This window comes from Brachybacterium vulturis (genome assembly GCF_002407185.1).
Taxonomy (GTDB): domain Bacteria; phylum Actinomycetota; class Actinomycetes; order Actinomycetales; family Dermabacteraceae; genus Brachybacterium; species Brachybacterium vulturis.
The window spans coordinates 2,338,850-2,361,814 of the sequence record NZ_CP023563.1 but is presented as its reverse complement, the minus strand read 5'-3'; the positions used below and the strand labels follow the sequence as shown (position 1 = coordinate 2,361,814).

Sequence of the window (22,965 nt, the reverse complement as noted above, 5' to 3'; positions counted from 1 at the left end):
CGGCGAGAGGATCGGGGTGTGCGGGAAGGGTCACCACCCCGTGCGAGGCAGAGCATGAACCACGGGGCGATGATGCCCCCCACTCGAGGGAGAACTCTCATGCGATCACTCACCCGCCGCTCACTCCTCGGTCTGACCACAGCAGCTGCCGTCTCGGGTCTGGCCGCCTGCGGCGGTTCGTCCTCGACTCCCGGCGGCTCGGACACGACCTATTCCGCCGCGCCGGAAGACCTCACCGCAGAACTGCGGTACGCGATCTGGGACAAGGCGCAGGAGCCGGCGATGCAGAAGATCGTCGACGGCTTCACCACGAAGTTCCCCAACATCACGGTCTCCATCGACGTCTCCGAGTTCGGCAGCTATTGGACGAAGATCCAGACCGAGGCATCGAGCGACTCCCTGCCGGACGTGTTCTGGATGAACCCCCCGAACTTCCAGCTGTACGCACAGAACGAGATCCTGATGCCGTTGACCTCGATGGTCGACGGCGGCGCTCTCGCCAAGGAGAACTACACCCCGGCGGTCTGGGATCTGTACCGTCTCGACGATGTCCAGTACGGCGTGCCCAAGGACAACGATGCGATGGCGATCTGGTTCAACAAGAAGCTGCTGAAGGAGTACGGGGTGGACGAGCCCGCCGAGGGGTGGACCTGGGAGGACCTCCGGGCTTCGGCGGAGGCCGTCGTATCGGGCTCCGGGGGCGACGTGTACGGATTCAGCGGCCCCGTCAACTCCGCCGGCAATCACTCCTGGTACAACTCGGTGCACCAGGCCGGCGGCTACATCCTCAACGAGGATCACACGGCCTGCGGGTACGACCAGCCGGGCACCGTCGAAGGGGTGACCTTCTGGCGGGATCTGCTCGCCGATGGGCTGTCGCCGAGCATCAAGCAGCTCACCGACACCTCCTTCGACGACTGGTTCTCCTCGGGCAAGCTCGCGATGGCCGCCGGCGGGACCTGGCAGACCCAGCCCTTCCTCGAGGCGCTCGGCGACGACCTCGGGGTCATCTCCTGGGCGGCCGGCAGCGCCGGCAATCAGGTGTGCGTCAGCGGGCTGAGCAACGTCATGCCCGCAGTCTCGAAGAACCCTCAGGCGTCGATGGCCTTCCTCGAATACCTGGGCGGCGAAGAGGCTGCGATCGCGCAGGCGGAGTCGGGTGTGGTCATCCCTGCGTTCAACGGTGCCGCGGATCCGTTCTACGACTCGATCGAGACCCTCGATCTGAGGGTCTTCGAGGACGCGATCGCCCAGGGATTCTCGAACCCCGCGACCAAGAACACGAAGGAGTGGCAGAGCGTCGAGCTGGAGATGCTGCTGCCGGTGTTCACGGGCGAGGCCGAGGTCGAGAGCACCTGCGAGGAGCTGTTCACCACGATCAACAACCTGCTCGCGAAGGAATGAGCGCCCCGCCGACGGCTCGGTCCTCCCGCAGTGCTCCCTCGACGGACGCCGGTCAGGCCCGGCGCCGCTCGCGCCGACTGCGCGGTTCACCACTGTGGCCCGCGCTGTTCCTGGCTCCCACGCTGCTGATCCTCGGCGTCTTCCATCTGTGGCCGGGCGTCCAGACGCTCTGGTACAGCTTCACCGAGTGGGGCGCCTTCGGTGGGACGACCTTCACCGGCATCGCGAACTACGCGCGCATGCTCAAGGATCCGGAGATCATCAGATCCTTCCTCAACACGGCGGTCTTCACGCTGATCGTCATGATCAGCATCCCGATCGGCACCGTCCTGGCGTCGATGATCGAGCGTCCCGGCATGCGGTTCCGCTCGCTGTACCGGACGTTGTACTTCATCCCGTTCGTGACCATGCCGGCCGCCGTCGCGATCGTCTGGAAGATCATCTTCAACGGCGATTTCGGCGTGGCGAACTGGCTGCTGAGCCTCATCGGGATCAGTGGCCCCTACTGGCTCTCGACCCCTCCCTTCGCACTGATCGCGGTCTCGATCGTGGGGATGTGGAGTGCCATGGGTTTCAATCTCATCCTGCTCAGCGCCGGGGTGCGGGAGATCCCACGGGAGCTCTACGAGGCCGCCGAGATAGACGGAGCCTCTCCGCTCAGGCAGTTCTTCTCCGTGACGGTCCCGCTGATGACCCCATCACTGTTCTTCGTCACGATCATCACCGTGATCCAGGCATTCCAGCAGTTCGACCTGATCTTCATCATGCTCGGTACGAACAACATCGCCCTGCCCGAGACCCAGGGTCTCGTGTTCATCTTCTATGCCCAAGCGTTCATCAACAACGACAAGGGCTATGCGGCCGCGATCGGAATTCTGGCCCTCGTGGTGATCGGCCTGCTCACGATGCTGCAGTTCCGACTCCAGAAGCGATGGGTGCACTATGACTGACCTCGCGACGAAGCCTTCGCATCCACCGACGCGCCGCCCCGGCCGCCGCAGCTACGGGACCGCTCTGACACACACCGTGCTGCTCGTCGGTGGCGTGGTCATGGTGATGCCCCTGCTCTATCAGCTGATGATGAGCCTGTCCTCGAACGCCGAGGTGCAGTCCGTCCCGCCCAGCCTGTGGCCGGAGCGGCTTCAGTGGCACAACTACGCCGACGTCTTCTCCACCATCAATTTCGGGCACCAGCTGTACATCAGCATCCTCATCACCGTCATCCGCGTGATCGCACAGGTGCTCCTCGCGTCTCTGTCCGGCTATGCCTTCGCGCGCATGCGCTTCCGCGGCAACGGGGTGCTGCTGGCGATCGTGCTGTCGGTCATGATGATCCCGCCCCAGATCTATCTGATCTCCCAGTATCAGCTCATCCATCAGCTGGGCTGGTTGAACACCGTCATGGGCATCGTCACTCCCGGCCTCGCCACCGCGTTCGGCACGTTCCTGATGCGGCAGTTCTTCCTCGGCCTGCCCGATGAGCTCGAGGAAGCGGCACGGCTGGACGGCGCGAATCCGTTCCAGATCTTCTCGCGGATCATGATGCCGCTGGCGCGCAACGGGATGTTCGCGCTCGGGATCATGACCACGATGTGGTCGTGGAACGAGCTGCTGTGGCCGCTGGTGATCACCACCGATGACACCGTCCGGCCCTTGAGCGTGGGCATCGCCAACCTGCAGGGACAGTACGAGAGCGAGTATCCCCTGATGATGGCGGCCTCTCTGATGGCCATCGCCCCGATCCTGATCCTGTTCATCGTCTTCCAGAAACGCGTGATCGCCGGCGTCGCTCGGACCGGCATCAAGTGACGTCCCCACCCGTGAGTCGAGGCCCCATGTCCCGCCCGAACATCCTGCTCATCCATTGCCACGACCTCGGCCGGCACCTCGGCTGCTACGGCGTGGACAGCGTGGTCTCACCGCATCTGGACGCCCTGGCGGCACAGGGCGTCCGTGCCACCAACATGTTCGCCGCAGCTCCGCAGTGCAGTCCGTCCCGAGCAGCGCTGTTCACCGGGCGCTGGCCTCATGCCAACGGGGTGATGGGGCTGACCCACCGATCCTTCGCCTGGGACCTGCACCCCGAGGAGAAGCATCTGGCCCAGCTGTTGCGCGCCGGTGGGTACCGCAGCGAGCTGATCGGTGTGCACCACGAGTCGCGAGCCGCTTCCGACGAGGTGATCGCCGAGCGCCTCGGCTTCGATCGCGTCCGCACCGGGGGCCTGGCGGAGGTCGTCGCCGAACGAGGGGTCGAGGCGCTGCATCGCTTCGCCCGCAGCGATGAACCGTTCTATCTCCAGGTCGGGTTCCAGGAGCCCCATCGGCTTCCCGGTCACCGGGACGAGAAGGGGGTGATGGGTTTCCTCGGGGATCATCTGTCTCCCGACACCAGCCGGGGCGTGCACGTGCCCGGCTATCTCGCCGACGACGACACGGCCCGGGCGGAGCTGGCGGAGCTGCAGGGCGCGATCCGGGCGATGGACGCAGCGGTCGGCTCCGTGCTGAGGGCGCTGGACGACCTCGACCTGGCTGAGGACACGATCACGATCTTCACCACCGATCATGGACTCGCCCTCCCTCGCGCCAAGTGCTCGTTGTACGACCCGGGATTGGAGATCGCGTTCATCGCCCGCTGGCCCGCCGGCGGCTGGAGCGGAGGGAGCTCGATCACCGGGGCGCTGAGCAACATCGACGTCGCGCCGACGCTGCTGGAGGCCGTGGGCCCGCCCGCCGGACCTGGACGCACGATGCACGGCGAGAGCTTCGCGGCGGCCCTGGCCGGTGAGCAGCCCACCATCGGCCGGGAACACGTCTTCGCGGAGATGACCTACCACGACTACTACGATCCTCGGCGCTGCGTGCGCACGGACGAGCTCAAGCTGATCGCCAATTTCAGCTCCGCTCCGGGGTACATGGACCCCAGCCAGTCGTGGCGGCGCCGCTGCACACCTCGCGAGCCCAGCTACGCGCACGAGGACTACCACCCCAGCCTCGAGCTCTACGACCTGCGGAACGACCCATGGGAGCAGCACGACCTCGCCGAGGACCCGAGCCACGCCGATCTTCTGGCGGAGCTCAGCGAACAGCTGTTCGCATGGATGCAGCAGACAGGTGACCCATTGCTCCACGGCCCCGTCGGGAATCCCCTGGCGTCTCACACCCGCACTCTCCTGCAGGCTCCGAGACAGGACGGGGAGCGGTTCGGCTCACGGCCGACCGTCGTCGCTGACGGACCCGTACGTGAGATCCTCGACGGCTGAACGGGCCCCGCGGTGGATGACGGCGAGCGTCGCTGCCCATCACAGCGTCGTGGTGCGGCGCCGCTCCTCAGCTCTCGGGATCATCCCCGAACACCCGCACCTCCTGCGCGCAGCGGCAGGCGGCGGCGAGCTTGCGCGCCCACTCCAGCGCCTCCTCGCGAGTGGCGACCTCGAGCACAGCGAAGCCGCCACCCAGATGGCGGGTCTCGGCGTAGGTGCTCTCGAGCACACCGCCGGTGCCGTCGACCATCACCGGCGGCACGCTCTCGTCGATCCCGCCGCCGAAGATCCAGGCACCTGCGGCCTTCGCCTCTCGCACCACAGCATGGGAGTCGTCAGCGACCTCCTGCAGGTCGGGCTCCTGGACCCTCATCGCGCGGCTGGGGAAGGAGATCAGATACGTCGCCATCGGGTCCGCCTCTCATCGGCCCCGGGGCTCTGCCGCCGCCGGGACTCTGCCTGGTGTCGGGGAAGTCTCCTCCCCCGGCGTCGGCGCCGCTACCCCGCGGCCAGATCCCGTCGCCGCACCGCCACCAGGCCCACGGTCACCAGCACCACGGCGAGGACGCCCATCACCAGCAGCGGGAGCCAGTCGAACTCCGCCGAGGGCAGCAGCGGGACGTGATGCAGCGGAGAGACGTCCAGCGCCGCCTCGGGCAGTCCCAGCAGGTCCCCGAGGAAGACGACCAGCGCGGCATAGACCACCCACGCCCAGGCGAGACCCGTCAGGCGCAGGTGCAGGCCGTACAGGGCGAGCGCGAAGGCACCGCAGAGGGCGATGGCGGGCAGATAGGCGAGCGCGGCGAGGGTCATGTCGCCGATCCAGACGGTGTCGTCGGTCGCGGCCCAGACCCCGAGCCCCACGCCGAGGCCCAGCAGCACCTGCAGCGCTGCCGCCTCCAGCAGCACCACCAGGAACCAGGTCCCGGCCAGGCGCACTCGAGAGGTCCCGCCCGCCAGCGCACCGGCCAGGCGCCCGGCGGTCTCCTCGCTGCGCATCCGCAGTGTCCCGGAGACGATCAGGACGGCCGGGCCGATCGCCAGCATCCTCAGCACGTACGCGGAGAACGAGCCGGTGAGGTCGTCCATCGAGATCGGTGCCCACTCCCCGATCGCCGGGATCTCCGCGACGACGTCCGTGAGCGAGGAGGCGAGCGAGCCGAAGGCGAGTGCGAAGAGGAACAGTCCGATCGCCCAGGCGATCATCGTCCCGGTCACCAAGCGTCGGGCGAGCCCGCCCGGGGCGAGCAGCGCGGCAGATGCAGAGGCCGGGCCTCCGGTGGCGGCCCGGAGCCCCGAGCCCACGTCACGACGACGGGACAGCACCCCGGCCACCACCAGCAGGGCGATCACCGCCGCGAGGGAGACCAGCAGCGGCCACCAGCGAAGGTCCACGAACACGCGGGTCTGCTGGGCCCAGGCCAGCGGCGAGAACCAGGACAGCCACGAGCCCTGCCGGTCGATGACGTCCCCGATGCCGCGCACCATGAACGCGAGTGCCAGCAGCCCCAGCGCCATCCCGGTGGCGGTGCCGGCATGCTCGGTCAGCTGAGCCGTCACCGCCGCGATACCGGCGAAGACCATCCCCGTCAATGCGGTCGCGAGCCCGAAGGCGAGAGAGTCCGCCGTCGCACCGCCCACCAGCAGGGTGCCGATCGCGACTGCGGCGCCGGGGGCGGCGTTCGCGATCGTGACGACCACCAGGGCCGCGACGCCGGGGGCGAGCCGCCCGGTGGGCAGAGCCCGGGTCATCTCCAGCCGTCCCGCCTCCTCCTCGCCGCGAGTATGGCGCACGGTCAGCAGCACGCTCATGATCGCGGCCGGGATGAGGATGTACAGGAACAGCTCATTGGCCACCATCGCCCAGAGGGTGTACCGGTCCATGGCGAAGGCAGGGCCCGTCATCATCACGGCGGAGGGGTTGTCCAGCAGGGCCGCCCGGGCGTCGAGCGCGCTTTGATCGGGATAGGCCTCCTCGATGGCGAGGATTGAGGCGGGCACCAGGACCAGCATCGCGAGTGTCCACACGAGCACCGCGCGGCGGGAGAGCCGTCCGTACAGCCGCTCCAGGGATCCCAGCCCCGTCAGCGGGGAGGCGGGGACCGGAGCGGCCCGATGGGTGGGCCGAGTCGACGGCCGACGGGCAGCGGTGGTCAAGACTCCTCCTCTCCGTCGGTGTCGGCGGCGAGGTCGTCGCCGTAGTGGCGCAGGAAGAGATCCTCGAGGGAGGGCGGGGTGATGGTGAGGCTGGTGGCCTGCATCTGTGCCAGCACGGGCAGCACGTCGTGGACGGCGGCGTCGTCGACGTCGAAGCGCAGGCGGTCCCCGTCGACGACCAGATCGTGCACACCCCCGGTCGCCGCGAGCTGCGCGGTGTCCGCGCCGCTCGTCGCGGCGACGGTGGAGCGGGTGAGGTGGCGCAGCTGGGCGAGGGTGCCGGACTCGACGTCCTTGCCGGCGCGGATGATGGTGACCGTGTCGCAGAGCTTCTCGACCTCGGCCAGGATGTGGCTGGACAGCAGCACGGTGCGCCCGTCGGCCCGCAGACGGACGACCTCGTCGGTGAAGATCGCCTCCATCAGCGGATCCAGTCCCGAGGTGGGCTCGTCCATGATGTACAAGTCCACGTCCCGGGAGAGCGCGGCGACCAGCGCGACCTTCTGCCGGTTGCCTTTGGAGTAGGTGCGGGCCCGCTTGGTGGGATCCAGCTCGAACCGTGCGATGAGCTCCTCGCGACGGCGCCGATGCGCAGCCCCCCTCTCGCCGCGGGTGAGCACGTCGATCGCCTCTCCCCCGGTGAGGTTCGGCCACAGGTTCGTGTCCCCCGGCACGTAGGCGAGGCGGTGGTGGATCTGCACGGCGTGGGTCCACGGATCCATCCCGAGCACATCGGCGGTGCCGGAGGTCGCCCGCAGCAGTCCCAGCAGCACGCGGATGGTGGTGGATTTCCCGGCGCCGTTGGGCCCCAGGAATCCGGTGACCTGCCCGCGCGGCACGGTGAGGTCGAAGCCGTCCAGGGCGCGGGTGCGGCCGAACGTCTTGGTGAGATCCCGCACCGTGATCGCGGCATCGGGGGTGGCGGAGACAGGGGTGGCGGGTTCCGGGCTGGTGCTGCCGGTGGTGGTCATGCGGCGTTCCCGCCGGTCATCAGGTCGAGCTCGTTCTCCCTGGTGACCTCCGGTGCCCGTCGGTCGCAGGCAGCGAGCAGCTGCTCGCGGGAGCCGTAATGGTGGATGAGCAGGCCCGCACTGACCCGGGCGCCCGAGGCGACGGCCCGCAGCGACGCCGAGAGCCCGTCGGCCGCGAAACGCTGCGGTGCAGCGCGGAGGATGCGCTCGTCGGCGGATGTCGCAGGTTCCATGGCGACCTCCGAACGATGGTCGAACTGACGTTCAATACACCATACGCGTGGTCGACGGAGGGCACGGGAGTTCGCTGTCTCGTGTCGGTGGAGCCGGAGCTCAGCCCAGCGCGTCCATCCCGCCCTTGGCCTTCAGCAGCGACAGCAGCAGGTCCTTGGGGCCGGTGGCGGGCTGCAGCGCGCACTGGTCGGGATCGAAGGACCAGCTGGCCCGCAGGGCGCGGAACACCTCGAACTCGGCATCGCCGGTGCGCAGCGGCACCGCCTGGTAGCCGCCGGCCTCCGGCAGGTGGATCACGAAGGCACCGGTCAGGTCCGGCATCTCCCGGGTGGTGCCGTCGTTGTCCAGCAGCAGCTCCGCCCGGCACACCGCCACGCCCTGCAGCGCGTAGTCGCCGCGCACCTTCTTCGAGGTCTTGATGTCGGCGCTGAGCTGGGTGTTGCCGATCTTCACGATCGCATCGGTGGTCCCGGCATAGCCCACGGTGTGGTTCACGACGGTCTGCTCGACCTCGAGGAACTCGGGCTGGAAGTCGTCCAGGAAGCGGGCGTAGCCGTCCAGCCGCACCGCGACCCGGGCCAGCAGCGCCTGCGGATCCTGCTCGGCCGCGAAGCAGCCCTGCTCGGTGCGCATCTGCTCGACGATCGCGCCGATCCCCGCGGCGTCGGGGCGGGTGCCGCTGGTCCCCCACTCCTCGCACACCGCGTGCACCAGGGTGCCGAAGTCCGCAGCGGTGCGGGTGTACTCCGGGGCGGCGGCCGCGATGCGCTTCTGGCTGCCCCAGCGGTCCCGGGTGACGCGGGAGATCTCGGCGGCGGCGCGGTGGGGATTGCGATCCAGCCAGGAGTACATCTCCAGCGCCCGCTTCGAGGCCATGGTCGCGTACCAGCCCTGCAGGAAGTCCTTCGCCCGCGCTCCCGCGACGGTGGTGATCGAGGGGTACATCAGCGGGCCGTCGGGCTCGAGGCGGTACATGCGGCCGCGCGGGGTGTCGGCACTGAGGGAGGGCGTGGTCATGGGTCCTCACGGTGGCGGGCGACGCCGGACGGCGTCGGGACGATCGATGGACACCGTACGCCGCGGGGCGCGCGGCCGGGGCGGGATCCGCAGCGGACGCGCCGAGGCACGACCACGGATCACATCGCGCGGTGTCGTCGGGAGGGGGATCAGTCCTGCGGACCGAAGATGACCTCCTCGGCGACGCTCCGCGCCCGACGGGTCACGCGCAGGTAGCGCTCCTCGAGCTCGGAGGCGGAACCGTCGGCCCCGTCGATCAGCAGCGCCAGCGCGCGCAGGTCGTGGCGGTCGGTGGGCAGCACATCGCCCTCCTTCCCCTTCCACAGGAACAGACTGCGACGGATCTGCCAGCCCAGCGTCCAGGCCTCGGTGAGCTCCTTGACCTCCCGCACCGGCAGCAGCTCCGCCTGCGCCGCCGACTCCAGCTGTTCGAGGGTCCGCGGGGTGCGCAGCCCCTCGACCTCATGGCCGTGCTCGAGCGCGAGGATCTGCGCGGTCCACTCCACGTCCGTCATGCCGCCACGGCCGAGCTTCACGTGACGGGACGGGTCCGCATTGCGGGGCAGTCGCTCGGACTCGACCCGCGCCTTCATCCGGGTGATCTGCCGCCGCGCGGAGGCCGACAGCCCGCCCGCGGGGTAGCGGTGCCGGTCCATCTCCTCGCGCAGCTGCTCGGCCACCGCCTCGGAGGCGACGACGGGCCGCGCCCGCAGCAGGGCCTGCTTCTCCCAGGTCTCGGCGTCCCGACGGTAGTAGTCCCTCCAGGACTCGAGGCTGCGCGCGAGCGGCCCGACCTTCCCCTCGGGTCGCAGATCCGCACTGACCCGCATGTCCGCGCGGGCGGTGGGAGCGTTGAGGATCTTCTGGGTCTGGGTGGCGACCGCCCCGGCGATCTCCACGGCAGCCTTCCCGGCCCCGCGGTCGACCACGACGAACTGCACGTCGGCGTCCGAGGAATACCCCATCTCGCGGGCACCGAAGCTGCCCATGGCGATGATCGCCATCTCGATGCGCAGCGCCCGGGCGGGATCGGAGCGCTTCTCGCGCAGGCGCAGCGCCGTCCCGACGTCGATCTCGGGCTCGCTGTCGAGGGTCTCGGCGTCCTCTCCCACCGCGTCCCGCTCGCGGGCCACCACGTGCAGCGCCACCAGCATCCCGGCCTCGAGCACCGCTTCGGCGAGGTCGGTGAGGGCCCGTGCGACCTCTGTCGGGCTCGCCACGCCGGTGAGGTGGGCCAGGGCGATGCGCAGCAATTCCCGATTGCGGGTGCGGCGCAGCACGTCGCGGGCCTCCTCGGCCTCGTCGACCCGGGAGATCACGGCGAGGAACTCGCGTCCCAGCACGTCACGGGCGAGCGGTCGCAGCTGGGAGTCGCGGGCGAGCCAGCGCACCCCCTCGGGGATCTGCTCGAGCTGCTCGCCGACGTAGCGGCCCGCGGAGAGCACCCCGGTGAGCCGTTTGGCGGCGAGCCCGGAGTCGCGCAGCAGGCCCAGGTACCAGTGCGCCGAGCCGATGGTGTCCGAGAGCCGGCGGAACGCCAGCAGCCCCAGATCCGCATCGACGCCGTCGGCGAACCATTCGAGCATGGCCGGCAGCAGCTGGCGCTGGATCTTCGCCCGCCGGGAGATGCCCTCCGTCAGTGCTGCGATGTGGCCCAGGGCGCGGGCGGGATCGCGGTAGCCGATCGCGGCCAGCCGGGCGGAGGCGTCCTCCGTGCTCAGCCGGATCTGGCCGTCGCTGAGCCGGGAGGCGGTCAGCAGCAGCGGCCGGTAGAAGATCTCCTCGTGCAGCTGTCGCACCCGGCGCCGGGTGCGCTGATACCGCTGGTGGAACTCGTCGGGCGTCATCCGCAGGCTGCGGGCGAGGCGGCGCAGGTCCGACGCGGCCGTGGGCAGCACCTGGGTGCGGCGCATCCGGTGCAGCTGCAGCCGGTGCTCGACGCAGCGCAGGAAGCGGTAGGCCATATCCATCTCGGCCACGTGATCGCGCGAGATGTACCCGCCCTCGCCGAGCCGGGCGAGGGAATCGAGGGTGGAGCGGCCCTGCAGCACCTCATCGGCGCGGCCGTGGACCATCTGCAGCAGCTGGACGGTGAACTCCACGTCCCGCAGCCCGCCCGGGCCGAGCTTCAGGTTGCGCTCCACCTCGGCGCGGGGGATATGGGCGACCACCCGGCGGCGCATCGCCCGGGCATCCTCGACGAAGCCCTCGCGGGTGGAGGCCTGCCACACCCAGGGCTCGACCATGGTCTCGAAGCCGTCGCCGAGCTCCCGGTCGCCGGCGGCCGCCCGGGCCTTCAGCAGGGCCTGGAACTCCCAGGACTTCGCCCACTCGGTGTAGTAGCGGCGGTAGGAGGCCACGGTGCGCACCAGCGGGCCGTCCTTGCCCTCGGGCCGGAGGTTCGCGTCGACCTGCCACAGCGATCCCTCCCCGGTCCGTTCGGAGCAGGCGCGGGCGAGCTCACGGGCCAGGGCGGAGCCGATGGCGACGAGGTCCTCCTCGACCTCGGAGCCGATCTCGCCGTCCTCGGCCACCAGGTGCGCGGCCGGGGCGACCACATGCATGACGTCGACGTCGGAGAGGAAGTTCAGCTCACGTGCGCCGGTCTTGCCCAGCGCGATCACCGCCCAGCGCACGCTCCGGTGATCCTCCACGGTGGCGCGGGCGATCGCGGAGGCCGCCTCGAGCGCCGCATCGGCGAGGTCGCTGAGGGCCCCGGAGACGCGGGGCTGGAGGTCGACGGGATCCGCGGAGCAGACGTCGGCCGCGGCGATCTGGGTGAGCCGGCCGTGATAGGCGATGCGCAGGGCGTCGCGCACCTCCCGACCGGAGTCCCCCGCCACCGGCACCTCGGCATCGGGATCAGCGCCGACGGCCTCGAGCAGGTCCCGTCGCACCGCATCGGCCGCGACGGCCAGCTCGTCGTCCCCCTCGCGCAGCAGGGCGAGCTTCTCGGGATGGCGGGTGAGGAAGTCACCGAGCGCCACCGAGGTGCCCAGCAGGGTGATCAGCCGCTGCCCGGCCGAGCCCTCCTGACCGATCCCGTCGAGGAACTCCGTCAGCAGGGCGTCCTGACCGTCCTGCTGCGCCGATTCCGCCAGCCGGAGCAGTCCCAGCACGGCGTCATCGCCGTCGGCGGTCCGGCCCAGCGCCGCCGCGGCGCCGTCCCCGAGTCCGGCCAGAGCCGGCTCGTCCAGGAACCGGCGCACCCGGTCGGTGCTGCTGAATCCCAGGCGGGCGAGGACTCCGGTGGTGGTGGGTGGGTCGGTGCTCACGGGCTCTCCTCTCTCTGACGCGGCGCCCTCAGACGCGGCTGAAGGTCGAGCGCAGCTCGTGGTCGGTCACCTGCTCGCGATAGCGCTGCCACTCCTGGCGCTTGTCCCGCAGGAAGAACTCGAAGACCTGCTCCCCCAGGGTGCCGGCCATCAGCTCCGAGCCCTCGAAGGCCTCGAGCGCACGGAAGAGGTCCGTGGGCAGCGGCTCGATGCCCATCGCGCGACGTTCGCGCTCGGTGAGATCCCAGACCGCGTCCTCCGAGCCCTCGGGCAGCTCGTACTCCCCCTCGATGCCCGCCATCCCGGCGGCCAGCAGCGCGGAGAAGGCGAGGTAGGGATTGGCCGAGGAGTCCAGCCCGCGGAACTCGACCCGGGAGCTGGTGCCCTTGGTGGGCTTGTGGAACGGCACCCGCACCAGGGCGGAACGGTTGTTGTGGCCCCAGCAGATGTAGCTCGGCGCCTCCTGCGCTCCCCAGAGGCGCTTGTAGGAGTTCACCCACTGATTGGTCACGGCGCTGTACTCGGGGGCGTGCCGCAGCAGTCCGGCGATGAACTGCCGGCCCATCCGGGAGAGGCCGTACTCGGCGCCCGGGGCATGGAAGGCATTCTTGCCGCCCTGGAACAGGGAGAGGTGGGTGTGCATCCCGGAGCCGGGCTGGTCGATCATCGGCTTGGGCATGAAGGTGGCCACCTGCCCCATCGACAGGGCGACCTCCTTGACCACGGTGCGCAGGGTGAGGATGTTGTCGGCGGTGGTGAGCGCATCGGCGTAGCGCAGGTCGATCTCGTTCTGACCGGGGCCGTTCTCGTGGTGGGAGAACTCGACCTGGATGTTCATCGCCTCCAGGTGCTGGATGGCGGTGCGGCGGAAGTCCTGGCCCTGTCCGCGGTGGACGTGGTCGAAGTAGCCGGCATGGTCGATCGGCCGCAGCGGTTCCCCCTGCCGATAGGGCTCCTCGAAGAGGTAGAACTCGATCTCGGGATGGGTGAAGAACTCCAGCCCCTTCTCCTCGGCGCGGCCCAGCGCGTCGCGCAGCACGCGGCGCGGATCGCTGGCGGCGGGCTCGCCGTCCGGGGTGAGCACATCGCACATCATCCGGCCGGTCGCGTTGGTCTCCCCTCGCCAGGCCAGCAGCTCGAAGGTGGCCGGGTCCGGGCGCAGGATCATGTCCGACTCGAAGCTGCGGGTGAGGCCCTCGATGGTCGAGCCGTCGATGCCGATGCCCTCGGTGAAGGCGGTCTCGAGGTCCGACGGGGAGATCGCGATGGACTTCAGCGTCCCGGCGATGTCGCAGAACCAGAGCCGGATGAACCGCACATCGCTGTCGGAGACCGTGCGGATGACGTCGTCGTGGAGATGTCCCATGCGCCCAGTGTGCCTCAGCGCGGTGGACGAGAGCAGCGCTCAGAAGGGGATGACGAGGTACCAGCGGCCGTCGTCCCCGGGGGCCATCGGGATGCCGAGGTCGTTGCCGAGCACGCTGAGGGAGACGGTGCCGTCCCCGTTATCGCTCGCCTCGACCATCGAGGTGTCGATCGCATCGAAGGCCCCGGGCGCGAGCTGCTCGGCGCGATCGCCGATGACCGGCTCCACCCCGTCGACGCAGTCCTGGAGGCGCTCGCCCTCGGGGGCGGTCCCGGTGGAGGGGTCCAGGACCATGCCGCAGGCGGCTTCCCAGTCCTGATCGTCGAGCACCTGCAGCACCTCGACGAAGCGCTGGGAGGCGGCCTCGAGCTCCGCGTCGCTGAAGGGGCTCTCCCCTCCCCCGTCGCTCGCCGGGTTCTCGGTCGCGGCCTCGGTGGTGGGGGCGTCGGTCGGCTGGTCATCCGCCTCCGCCGACGGGGACTGCGGTGCGCTCGGGGACGCCTCCTCGCCGCCGGTGCAGGCCGCGGCTCCCCACAGCAGGGCGATGGCCCCCATGCCGGTGGCGGTGCCCCGCAGAATGCTGCGCATCGTCGTCACGACGGCTCTCCTCCCAGGCCGCCGCGGTGGCGACCGGCACCAGACTCGCACAGTCCGGCGCGCCGGTGACAGCGCCGCCGGGTCGCGGCGGCGGGATCGACGAGGATCGGTGAGCAGGCGACGAGGATATGCTGGCCCGCAGACCATTCGTCCCGTTCACCGCCAGGAGCGTCCCGTGAGCACTGAGCCCTCGGCCGGCATCGCCGGCCCGGCCACGATCCGACTGCGACACCTGAAGCAGGCCAAGGAGCAGGGTCGGCCCTTTGCGATGCTCACCGCCTACGACCAGTTCGCGGCGAAGGCCTTCGAGGCCGCCGGGGTCGAGGTGCTCCTGGTGGGCGACTCCGTGGGCACCACGGTGCTCGGCTACGACTCGACCACCTCCACCACGCACCAGGACATGCTGACCTTCACCGGCGCAGTGGCCCGCAGCGTCACCCGTCCCCTGGTGGTCGCCGATCTCGCCTTCGGCACCTACGAGGCGGGTCCCGACGATGCGCTGCGCCACAGCGTCGAGCTGGTGCGCGCCGGGGCCGGCGCGGTCAAGCTCGAGGGCGGTGAGGAGGTGGCGCCTCAGGTGCGGGCGCTGGCGCGGGCGGGGATCCCCGTCTTCGGCCACCTCGGCTTCACGCCGCAGTCGGTCAATTCGCTGTCCGGGCACCGGGTGCAGGGCCGGGACCCGGAGGGCGCGCAGAAGATGCGCGAGGATGCGCTCGCACTGCAGTCGGCGGGCGCGGCGGCGATCGTGCTCGAGCTGGTCCCGGCGGCGGTCGCCGCCTCGGTCACCGCGTCGCTGGCGGTGCCGACGATCGGCATCGGGGCCGGCCCCGACTGCGACGGTCAGGTGCTGGTGTGGCAGGACATGGCCGGGCTCTCCGGCTTCCAGGGGAAGTTCGTGAAGACGTTCGCGCAGCTGCGCCCGCAGCTCGAGCGGGCCGCCCAGCAGTACCGGGCCGAGGTGGCCGAGCGCAGCTACCCCGGACCCGAGCACTCCTTCGAGTGAGCCTGCGGGAGACGGATCGGACAGCTCAGCGCGGCCCGTCGGAGCCCGAGCCCTCGCTCCCGTAGCCCTCCCACTGCGCGTTCTCCTCATCCCAGGACTGATTGCGCTCCGCCGCGGTCTGCAGCGCGCGCTCGGCCTCCGCGCGCGTGGCGTAGGGGCCCATCAGCTCCGTGCCCGGGGACTGGTGCCCCTCCTCCACGGTGCCGTTGGTCAGGTTGAAGTAGTACTGCGTGCCCTCGGTCACGTCGGTCTCCTTCGAAGTCGGTGAGAGACTGGTAGGCATGACTGTAGAGCAGGAATGGTTCCGTCCCGAAGACCGCGAGGTGCTCGTGCCGGGCGTCCCCACCCCACGCCGCCCCGTCCCCGGGAACATCGAGCGCCCGGAGTACGTCGGCAAGGACGAAGCCGTCTCCGACTCCGGTCCGTTCGTCCAGAGCGCCGATGTGATCGCCCGGGTCCGGGAGGCGTCACGGATCGCGGCGCTCGCGCTGCAGGCCGCCGGCGAGGCCGCACAGCCGGGCGTGACCACCGACCACATCGATGCGGTCGTCCACGACGTGCTGCTCGAGCACGGCGCCTACCCCTCGACGCTCGGCTACCTGGGCTTCGAGAAGTCCTGCTGCACGAGCCTGAACGAGGTGATCTGTCACGGGATCCCCGATTCCACCGTGATGCGATCCGGGGACATCCTCAACGTCGATGTCACCGCGTACATCGGCGGGGTGCACGGCGACTGCAATGCGACCTTCCTGGTGGGCGATGTCCATCCGCGCGCCCAGGAGCTGGTGGAGCGGGCCCACGAGGCGATGATGCGCGGCGTCAAGGTGGCCCGCCCCGGCCGTGAGGTCAACGTGATCGGGCGCGTGATCGAGAAGTTCGCCGCCCGGCACGGCCTGGAGTCGGTGCAGGACTACACCGGCCACGGGGTCGCCGAGGGGTTCCACAACGGACTGATCATCCCCCACTACGATTCCGCCCCGCTGTTCGACGACGTGATCGAGGAGCACATGACCTTCACGATCGAGCCGATGATCACCCTCGGCTCCCAGGCCTGGGAGATGTGGGACGACGGCTGGACCGTGGTGACCAAGGACCGTTCCTTCAGCGCGCAGTTCGAGCACACGATGCTGATCACCGCCGAGGGCCCGGAGCTGCTCACGGTGGTCTGAGACCGCGCGCTGAACTCCCCCTCCCCGGGGTCGGCGCGCGGGTATCCTGGGCCGCCGTGAGCACCGCCGCATGCGGTGCCTCGACCTGCAGGGCGACCTCTCGCCCGCCCACGGCACACAGGAGACGCGATGAGCAAGAAGGCCTTCGGGATCGACATCGGCGGGAGCGGCATCAAGGGGGCCCCGGTGGATCTGTCCAGCGGCGAGCTCGCCGCGGACAGGCTGCGCATCCCCACCCCGCAGCCCTCCACCCCGGAGGCCGTGGCGGACACGGTCGCGGAGCTGATCGCCTCCTTCGACATCGCCACCGATATGCCGGTGGGCGTCACCTTCCCCGCCGTGATCAAGGCCGGGGTCGCCCAGACCGCTGCGAACGTCGACAAATCGTGGATCGGGACCGACGTCGACGCGCTGCTGACCGCGCGCACCGGCCATGATGTCTTCGTGGTCAACGACGCGGACGCGGCCGGGATCGCCGAGATGAAGTACGGCGCCGGGCGCAGGACCTCCGGTGTGGTCCAGGTGATCACGCTCGGGACCGGCGTGGGCAGTGCGACCTTCGTGGACGGCACCCTGGTCCCCAACACCGAGCTCGGCCATCTGCTGCTGCACGGCGACTCCGCCGAGCGCTACATGGCCAGCTCCATCAAGGATGAGCAGGATCTGGACTGGGAGACCTGGGCGGGCCGACTCCAGGAGTACTTCTCCCACCTCGAGTTCCTGTTCAGCCCCACCCGCATCATCGTCGGCGGCGGGGTCTCGAAGAAGCACAAGCATTTCCTGCCCCTGCTGGACCTGAAGACCGAGATCGTGCCGGCGACGCTGCGCAACGGGGCCGGCATCGTCGGTGCCGCGGTGCTCGCGCACCGCGAGGAGAAGGCCCTGCTGAAGGCCGATGAGAAAGCGGCGAAGAAGGCGGAGGAGAAGGAGCGGGCGAAGCGCGGGGCGGCGAAATAGCCCCGGCGCGCACCCCGCGCCGCACCCCGTGCAGGGTGCGGGGCGGACCAGCCGGCCTGTAAGCCGGGTTCTGTGATCGGCAGCCATCCCTCTACGATCGCCGTCGCCGACGACCTCCAGCGGTCCACCCGGGAACTCGGGCCGGCGCCCTCGAACGTTCCCTGTCTGACCTTGCTCCCGGTGGGGTTTACCGTGCCGACCTCGTCACCGAGGCCGCGGTGGTCTCTTACACCACCCTTTCACCCTTACCGCCGCGCCCCGAGGGGTGCGGCGGCGGTCTGCTCTCTGTGGCACTGTCCCGCGGATCACTCCGGGTGGGTGTTACCCACCACCGTGCCGGATGGAGCCCGGACTTTCCTCGGCCCCGGGGCCGGAGCCCCGAGGACGCGGCTGCCCGGCCGACTGGTCCAGAACTCAGCATACCGGTCAGCCTCAGCATCTCTGGCCGGGACGTCCCCGCCGAACTCCCCCGACACGGAGCTCCACGCCTCCACCTCGGCGACGCACCAGAGCTGCGCCTCCCCCCACGCGCTGAGGAGAGGCCCATCGCCCGCGCGAACCCTGGGGTGTTGCACACAGGTACTAGGACGCAATACAGTACCGGCATGGAGAACAGCTCGAAGCTGACGGCCCTCCGTCGAGGCCTGCTCGAGCCACTGGTCCTGGCCGCGATCGAACCCCACCCCCTCTATGCGGCGGAGATCGCCGCAGCGCTGCGCGAGGTCGGCTTCCCCGTCCAGGAAGGGACGCTGTACCCGCTCCTGAACAAGATCCGGCGCGATGGGCTGCTCGCCCATGAGTGGCAGGAGTCCCCGGCCGGACCGCCGCGCAAGTACCTGAGACTCACGGAGTCCGGCACCGCGCAGCTCACGGAATTCCGCGCGTACTGGATCCAGCTCACCCACATGCTCGAGACGATCGGACCCTGACATGGACGAGACCGCACGTATCCGCCTGAGCGGACATTCCGACGCCTTCGAAATCAGCAGAAGCGCCCGGGAGCTCCTTCTCGACTACCTCGCCGACGCACGCTCCTCCCTGGCGACGGAGCCGGACGGCGATGAGACCGTCCGAGAGCTCGAGTCCGTGATCGGTGAGCGGCTCAGACAGCTCTCTCACGACGCGACCGGACCCCTCGACACCGCCCGGATGACCGAGGTGTTGACCGGCATGGGACCGGTGGAGAGTCCGCACTCCGCAGCCGCCTCGCCCCTCAGAGAACCGCGGGGTCGGTTCTGGTGCCGCATCGACAGCGGGAAGTGGTTCGGCGGGATCTGTCTGGGCCTCGCGGCACGAGGCGAGTTCAGGGTCGATTGGGTGCGCACCATCCTCTTCTTCCTCCTGCTCGCCTCCGGCGGCCTGCTCGCCCTGGTGTATCTCGCACTCCTGCTGGTCCTGCCCCGTGTCCCGTCGGTGGAGGATTATGAGCGACTGGTCGAGTCTCCGCGCTCGCCCGCATGAGCGGACGTCCACCCCACCCGTCCGCACTGGACGCCGTCGCGACGTGCCGAACATCTCCCGGACCCTGACCAGCACCTGCCATGCCAGCGGCCCAGAATGGTCATGTGCTGATCCTGCTGCCGCCCTCGGAGGCCAAGACCCGTCCCACCGCTGATGGCGCTGATCGCCTGGATCTCGAGACGCTCGGCCTGCCGGAGCTGACCGCGGCGCGCAGCACCGTCCTGCGGGCCGCCCAGCGCACCGCAGTCGGGGCGGACGGCGCCGCCAAGCTCGGGGTGCCTGACTCGTCCCCCGAGCTCCTGGACCGCATGGCGCGGATCGAGTCCGAGCCGACCGCCGAGGCTCTGTCCGTCTACTCCGGTGTTCTGTACGAGCAGCTCCGGAAGGACCACTCCCCCGCCGAGGATCGTCGGGTGCTGGTCCAGAGTGCACTGTTCGGGCTGGTCGACGCCGGCGCCGACCGGATTCCCGCCTATCGGCTCTCGGCCGGCTCGACCCTCTCCCGCCTCGGCAAGGCCGGGTCCTGGTGGGCCCCACGTCTGAAACCACTCGTCTCCGAGCTGCACAGGGAACAGGCAGAGGGCGACTCCCCGCTGGTCATCGACTGCCGCTCCGGCTCGTACCGCTCGATGATGGCGATGCGCAGCGGCCAGGGCGTGCGCGTGCTCGAGGTGTCTCCGGTCCAGGAGCGCTCCGGGGTGAGAAAGGTGATCTCCCACGACGCCAAGAGGTATCGAGGATTGGTGACCAGAGCCCTGCTGGCAGCGGAGCGGACACCGACCTCGGCTGATGAGCTCGTCGACGTCGTCCGCAGCACCTTCGACACGCACCTGCAGGTCGAGCTCGACGGCGACCGGCTGGTCGTCGTGGACCGGGTGGGCTGAGACCGTCCTCGGCCGGCGTGGGCATTCAGCCGACGCGCCCGCCCCAGGGGTCGGTGGTGTGCTGGCTGAGGCGCACCTCGAGGCCGGGCAGCGCCTCGGCGAGCAGCTCCTGAGCCAGCGGCAGCCAGAGCGCCTCGCTCGCGGCATGGGGCACATCGATCAGCGCCGGGACCGCCGCTGGATCGGCGGCGGAGTCCAGATGCTCGAGCGCGGGGTGATGGCGCAGGTCCGAGGTGATGTACATGTCGGCCCCGGTGGTCGTGGCCGCCTCGAGGAAGGAGTCGCCGGCCCCGGGGCAGACGGCGACCGTGCGCACCTCCCGCTCGGCGTCACCGGTGTGCAGGATCCCGCGAGCGGTGGCCGGCACACGGTCCGCGATCGTGGCCGCCAGCTCCCCCACGGTGGTGGCCACGGGCAGGGAGCCCACAGCGCCCAGGCCGAAGCGGCTCGAGCCGTGCGCGGCCTCCTCCGCGGTCTCCCCCGGCAGCAGCGGCTGCGCCGCGCGGAGATCCAGCAGCGAGATCCAGGCTCCGACGGTGCCGCGGGTGGAGCGGTCCACGTTGGTGTGCCCGCACCACAGGGCGGTGCCGTGCCGCAGCAGGTGGGTGACCACGGCGCCCTTGCCGTCGTCGGCCGGGAGGAAGCTCGCCCCGCGCAGCAGCAGGGGATGGTGGGTGATCAGCAGCTCTGCGCCGCGGTCCACCGCCTCGCGGGCCACCGCGACCGTCGGATCCACCGCGAGCAGCACCCGCTGCACGGCCGCGCCCCGCTCCCCCAGCACCAGACCCACCCGGTCCCAGGCCTCCGCCCAGTCGAGCGGGTAGGCGGCCTCGAGGATCCCGGTCACGGAGCCGACGCTCTGCGGTGCGGTCACCGCGCTCACGCTCCCAGGGCGCGGGTCTCGACCAGCGCCGCCTGATAGGCCTTCCAGGGCATCAGCACGCACTTGACGCGGGCCGGGAACTTCGCCGCCCCCAGCAGTGCGATCCCGTCGCCGATGAGCTCCTCGTCCCCGTCGATCCGCCCGCGCGAGCGCATCGCCTCCTCGAAGTGAGCCTGGACGGGCTCGATCTCGTCGACTGTCCGCCCGATCAGCAGGTCGGCCATGATCGACGCGGAAGCTCGGCTCATGGCGCAGCCGACGGCGTCGTAGGAGATGTCCTCGATCCGCTCCGTGCCGTCCGCGGACAGCTGCAGGCGCAGGGTGATCTCGTCCCCGCAGGTCGGATTGACGTGCTGGACCTCGGCGCCGAACGGTTCTCGCAGACCGGCGTGCAGGGGGCGCTTGTCGTGCTCGATGACGAGCTCGGTGTACAGGGCGGAGAGAGGTGTGCTCATGAGAAGGATCCGAAGAACTCGACGGTGTGGGCGACGCCCGCGACGAAGGCCTCGACCTCCGCCTCGGTGGTGTGGACGGAGAAGCTGGCACGGGTGGTGCCGTGCAGGCCGAAGCGGCGGTGCAGCGGCCAGGCGCAGTGGTGGCCCACCCGGACCTGGAGGCCGAGCGAGACCAGCACCTGACCGACGTCGTGCGGGTGACGGCCGGCGACGTCGAAGGAGACCGCACCGGTGCGCTGCGGGGAGGCGGCCGGACCGATGACCCGCACCCCGTCGATGCCGGCGAGGCCGGTCAGCGCCTGCTGGGTGAGCGCCTGCTCGTGAGCGGCGACGGCTTCCATGCCGAGGGCGTCGAGATAGTCGCAGGCGGCGGCGAGGCCGACGGCCTGGGAGACCGGCGGGGTACCGGCCTCGAAGCGGGCGGGCGGCTCCGCATAGGTGCTGTGGTCCATCTCGACGATCTCGATCATGGAGCCGCCGGTGAGGAACGGCGGCATCTGTTCGAGCAGCTCATAGCGTCCCCACAGCACGCCGATGCCGGTGGGACCGAGCATCTTGTGCCCGGACAGGGCGACCAGGTCGACCCCGAGCGCGGCCACGTCGACGGGCATGTGGGGCACGGACTGCGCCGCGTCCAGCACGGTCAGGGCGCCGACCGCCCGGGCGGCCTCGACCAGGCGCTCGACGGGAGTGATCGTGCCCAGCACGTTGGACTGGTGGGTGAAGGCGACGACCTTGGTGCGCTCGGTGACCAGGGAGGAGAGGTCCGTGAGGTCGAGGGTGAAGTCCTCGGCCACCGGGATCCAGCGGAGCCGGGCCCCGGTGCGGCGGGCGAGCTCCTGCCAGGGCACCAGGTTCGCGTGGTGCTCCATCTCGGTCACCAGGATCTCGTCGCCCTCGCGCACCCGCAGCCGCTCGGGGGTGGAGTCGTCCCCGCTGCCCAGGGAGTGGGCGACGAGGTTCAGCGCCTCGGTCGCGTTCTTGGTGAACACCACCTCGTCCGGCGAGGGCGCGCCGAGGAAGTCCGCGACCCGTTCGCGGGCGCCCTCGTACGCATCGGTCGCCGCGCCCGCCATGCGATGCGCGCCGCGCTTGACCGCGGCATGGTCGTGGGTGAGATACGCGACCTCGGCGTCGAGCACCGGGCGCGGCCGCTGCGAGGTGGCGCCGCCGTCGAGGTAGATCATCGGGGTGTCCGGATCGAGCATGCGGGACAGGATCGGGAAGTCTGCTCGGATCGTCTCGACGTCGAACTCTCTGCTGCGTGCACTCACCTGCGCGACTCCTCCTCCACGTCGGCCCTGCCGGGGCTGCGCGGGGTGCGGAGCGGACCGGCCCGGGGGGCCGTCCCAGTCTAGGTCCCCTCCCAGGAGGAGGTCCGGGCCATGAGACCCTGGGCACGGACGGCATCCGCCGCCGGCCCGCATCCGATCCTCAGCCCGTCCGGAGGCAGCACCATCGACACCCTCATCCTGCTCGCCCTGTTCGTGGCGATCCTGGTCTCCGTGGTCGTCCTCATCGGTCGCATGCTCGTGCGGCGTCGCGAGCAGCGCGAGCGCTGGGAGGCCGACGGGCGTCCGGAGCCGGTCCCCCGCACCGCCGAGCAGCGGGAGCAGGATCGGAAGACTGCGATCACCTGGGGCTGCCTGCTGATCGCGGTGCCGGTCGCGCTGGTGCTGCTGTACACGGTGACCCGCTGATCGGTCCCGTGCGACACGGAAGGCCCCGGCCTGCACCATCGGTGCTGGGCGGGGGCCTTCTGTGCGTGGGTCGTGAGGGGCTCGAACCCCCGACCTTCTGGGTGTAAACCAGACGCTCTGACCAACTGAGCTAACGACCCGGGCGGGGGCGCACCCCCGTGACCGCGGCGGC

23 protein-coding genes, 1 tRNA gene and 1 other RNA gene are annotated in these 22,965 nt (G+C 70.2%); 11 read left to right on the top strand and 14 right to left on the bottom strand.

What is annotated here, in order from left to right:
- The first annotated feature begins 99 nt into the window (after window positions 1–99).
- Genes CFK38_RS10625 through CFK38_RS10610 form a run of 4 tightly spaced genes read left to right on the top strand, consistent with a single transcriptional unit; the run spans window position 100 to window position 4,664 of the window.
- Entirely contained in the window at window positions 100–1,404 is a 1,305-nt protein-coding gene (locus CFK38_RS10625) for an ABC transporter substrate-binding protein (protein WP_157773450.1), read from the top strand.
- Window positions 1,401–2,354 carry a carbohydrate ABC transporter permease gene (locus CFK38_RS10620; RefSeq protein ID WP_096803037.1) on the top strand — a complete coding sequence of 318 codons (954 nt, stop codon included), beginning with the start codon at window positions 1,401–1,403 and terminating at the stop codon, window positions 2,352–2,354. Before CFK38_RS10625 ends, CFK38_RS10620 begins: the two co-directional genes overlap by 4 nt.
- Complete coding sequence (locus tag CFK38_RS10615; protein ID WP_096803036.1) at window positions 2,347–3,213, top strand: carbohydrate ABC transporter permease; 867 nt, start codon at window positions 2,347–2,349, stop codon at window positions 3,211–3,213. The genes CFK38_RS10620 and CFK38_RS10615 overlap by 8 nt, the downstream gene beginning before the upstream one ends.
- Before the next feature lie 26 nt (window positions 3,214–3,239).
- A complete protein-coding gene (locus CFK38_RS10610; RefSeq protein WP_096803035.1) occupies window positions 3,240–4,664 on the top strand; it encodes a sulfatase family protein in 1,425 nt (474 codons plus the stop codon).
- 67 nt (window positions 4,665–4,731) lie between these two features.
- Here CFK38_RS10610 and CFK38_RS10605 read toward each other — a convergent pair whose 3' ends face one another.
- From CFK38_RS10605 to CFK38_RS10570, 8 genes are all read right to left on the bottom strand, one after another.
- Window positions 4,732–5,073 (bottom strand): YciI family protein, encoded by a 342-nt coding sequence (locus tag CFK38_RS10605; protein ID WP_096803034.1) that lies wholly within the window; start codon window positions 5,071–5,073, stop codon window positions 4,732–4,734.
- An 89-nt stretch (window positions 5,074–5,162) separates the two neighbouring features.
- On the bottom strand, window positions 5,163–6,821 hold the full coding sequence (locus CFK38_RS10600) for an ABC transporter permease (RefSeq protein WP_096803033.1): 1,659 nt from the start codon (window positions 6,819–6,821) through the stop codon (window positions 5,163–5,165).
- The gene (locus CFK38_RS10595; protein WP_096803032.1) at window positions 6,818–7,792 is read right to left on the bottom strand and encodes an ABC transporter ATP-binding protein; all 975 of its coding nucleotides are present in this window, start codon (window positions 7,790–7,792) and stop codon (window positions 6,818–6,820) included. The genes CFK38_RS10600 and CFK38_RS10595 overlap by 4 nt, the downstream gene beginning before the upstream one ends.
- A complete protein-coding gene (locus tag CFK38_RS10590; RefSeq protein WP_096803031.1) occupies window positions 7,789–8,025 on the bottom strand; it encodes a helix-turn-helix domain-containing protein in 237 nt (78 codons plus the stop codon). Before CFK38_RS10590 ends, CFK38_RS10595 begins: the two co-directional genes overlap by 4 nt.
- A 100-nt stretch (window positions 8,026–8,125) precedes the next feature.
- Window positions 8,126–9,043 (bottom strand): exosome complex component, encoded by a 918-nt coding sequence (locus CFK38_RS10585; protein WP_096803030.1) that lies wholly within the window; start codon window positions 9,041–9,043, stop codon window positions 8,126–8,128.
- A gap of 149 nt (window positions 9,044–9,192) precedes the next feature.
- Window positions 9,193–12,318 (bottom strand): bifunctional [glutamine synthetase] adenylyltransferase/[glutamine synthetase]-adenylyl-L-tyrosine phosphorylase, encoded by a 3,126-nt coding sequence (locus CFK38_RS10580; RefSeq protein ID WP_096803029.1) that lies wholly within the window; start codon window positions 12,316–12,318, stop codon window positions 9,193–9,195.
- Window positions 12,319–12,346: 28 nt separating this feature from the next.
- A complete protein-coding gene (locus tag CFK38_RS10575) occupies window positions 12,347–13,684 on the bottom strand; it encodes a glutamine synthetase family protein (protein WP_096803028.1) in 1,338 nt (445 codons plus the stop codon).
- Window positions 13,685–13,723: 39 nt separating this feature from the next.
- A complete protein-coding gene (locus CFK38_RS10570; RefSeq protein WP_157773449.1) occupies window positions 13,724–14,281 on the bottom strand; it encodes a hypothetical protein in 558 nt (185 codons plus the stop codon).
- Between the two features lie 175 nt (window positions 14,282–14,456).
- On the opposite strand from CFK38_RS10570, the gene panB reads away from it, so the two are divergent.
- Window positions 14,457–15,284 carry a 3-methyl-2-oxobutanoate hydroxymethyltransferase gene (panB, locus tag CFK38_RS10565; protein ID WP_096803027.1) on the top strand — a complete coding sequence of 276 codons (828 nt, stop codon included), beginning with the start codon at window positions 14,457–14,459 and terminating at the stop codon, window positions 15,282–15,284.
- A gap of 25 nt (window positions 15,285–15,309) precedes the next feature.
- Here panB and CFK38_RS10560 read toward each other — a convergent pair whose 3' ends face one another.
- A complete protein-coding gene (locus CFK38_RS10560; protein ID WP_245850995.1) occupies window positions 15,310–15,528 on the bottom strand; it encodes an SPOR domain-containing protein in 219 nt (72 codons plus the stop codon).
- A gap of 37 nt (window positions 15,529–15,565) precedes the next feature.
- Between CFK38_RS10560 and map the strand changes: the two genes are divergently transcribed.
- Window positions 15,566–16,453: a type I methionyl aminopeptidase gene (gene map / locus CFK38_RS10555; RefSeq protein ID WP_096803025.1), complete on the top strand. Its 888-nt coding sequence runs from the start codon at window positions 15,566–15,568 to the stop codon at window positions 16,451–16,453.
- A 129-nt stretch (window positions 16,454–16,582) separates the two neighbouring features.
- The gene (gene ppgK / locus CFK38_RS10550; RefSeq protein ID WP_096803024.1) at window positions 16,583–17,410 is read left to right on the top strand and encodes a polyphosphate--glucose phosphotransferase; all 828 of its coding nucleotides are present in this window, start codon (window positions 16,583–16,585) and stop codon (window positions 17,408–17,410) included.
- Window positions 17,411–17,453: 43 nt separating this feature from the next.
- On the opposite strand, the gene rnpB is transcribed toward ppgK, so the two are convergent.
- Window positions 17,454–17,816, bottom strand: an RNA gene (gene rnpB, locus CFK38_RS10545) — RNase P RNA component class A.
- Window positions 17,817–18,015: 199 nt separating this feature from the next.
- On the opposite strand from rnpB, the gene CFK38_RS10540 reads away from it, so the two are divergent.
- The 3 genes from CFK38_RS10540 to CFK38_RS10530 all read left to right on the top strand — a co-directional run bounded on the left by CFK38_RS10540 (window position 18,016) and on the right by CFK38_RS10530 (window position 19,755).
- Window positions 18,016–18,339, top strand: coding sequence for a PadR family transcriptional regulator (locus CFK38_RS10540; RefSeq protein WP_096803023.1), 324 nt, complete (start codon window positions 18,016–18,018; stop codon window positions 18,337–18,339).
- Between the two features lies 1 nt (window position 18,340).
- A complete protein-coding gene (locus CFK38_RS10535; protein ID WP_096803022.1) occupies window positions 18,341–18,871 on the top strand; it encodes a PspC domain-containing protein in 531 nt (176 codons plus the stop codon).
- A 104-nt stretch (window positions 18,872–18,975) separates the two neighbouring features.
- Window positions 18,976–19,755, top strand: coding sequence for a YaaA family protein (locus CFK38_RS10530; RefSeq protein ID WP_157773448.1), 780 nt, complete (start codon window positions 18,976–18,978; stop codon window positions 19,753–19,755).
- 25 nt (window positions 19,756–19,780) lie between these two features.
- On the opposite strand, the gene CFK38_RS10525 is transcribed toward CFK38_RS10530, so the two are convergent.
- From CFK38_RS10525 to CFK38_RS10515, 3 genes are read right to left on the bottom strand one after another with little or no spacing between them, the layout of a single operon-like run.
- Entirely contained in the window at window positions 19,781–20,629 is an 849-nt protein-coding gene (locus tag CFK38_RS10525; RefSeq protein ID WP_157773447.1) for a Nif3-like dinuclear metal center hexameric protein, read from the bottom strand.
- Between the two features lie 5 nt (window positions 20,630–20,634).
- Entirely contained in the window at window positions 20,635–21,093 is a 459-nt protein-coding gene (sufU, locus tag CFK38_RS10520; protein ID WP_096803019.1) for a Fe-S cluster assembly sulfur transfer protein SufU, read from the bottom strand.
- Window positions 21,090–22,367 carry an aminotransferase class V-fold PLP-dependent enzyme gene (locus tag CFK38_RS10515; RefSeq protein WP_096803018.1) on the bottom strand — a complete coding sequence of 426 codons (1,278 nt, stop codon included), beginning with the start codon at window positions 22,365–22,367 and terminating at the stop codon, window positions 21,090–21,092. The genes sufU and CFK38_RS10515 overlap by 4 nt, the downstream gene beginning before the upstream one ends.
- 111 nt (window positions 22,368–22,478) lie before the next feature.
- Here CFK38_RS10515 and CFK38_RS10510 point away from each other — a divergent pair, with 111 nt between their 5' ends.
- Entirely contained in the window at window positions 22,479–22,793 is a 315-nt protein-coding gene (locus CFK38_RS10510) for a hypothetical protein (RefSeq protein ID WP_245850993.1), read from the top strand.
- Window positions 22,794–22,859: 66 nt separating this feature from the next.
- Here CFK38_RS10510 and CFK38_RS10505 read toward each other — a convergent pair.
- Window positions 22,860–22,933 (bottom strand) — tRNA-Val (locus CFK38_RS10505).
- Window positions 22,934–22,965: the final 32 nt, after the last annotated feature.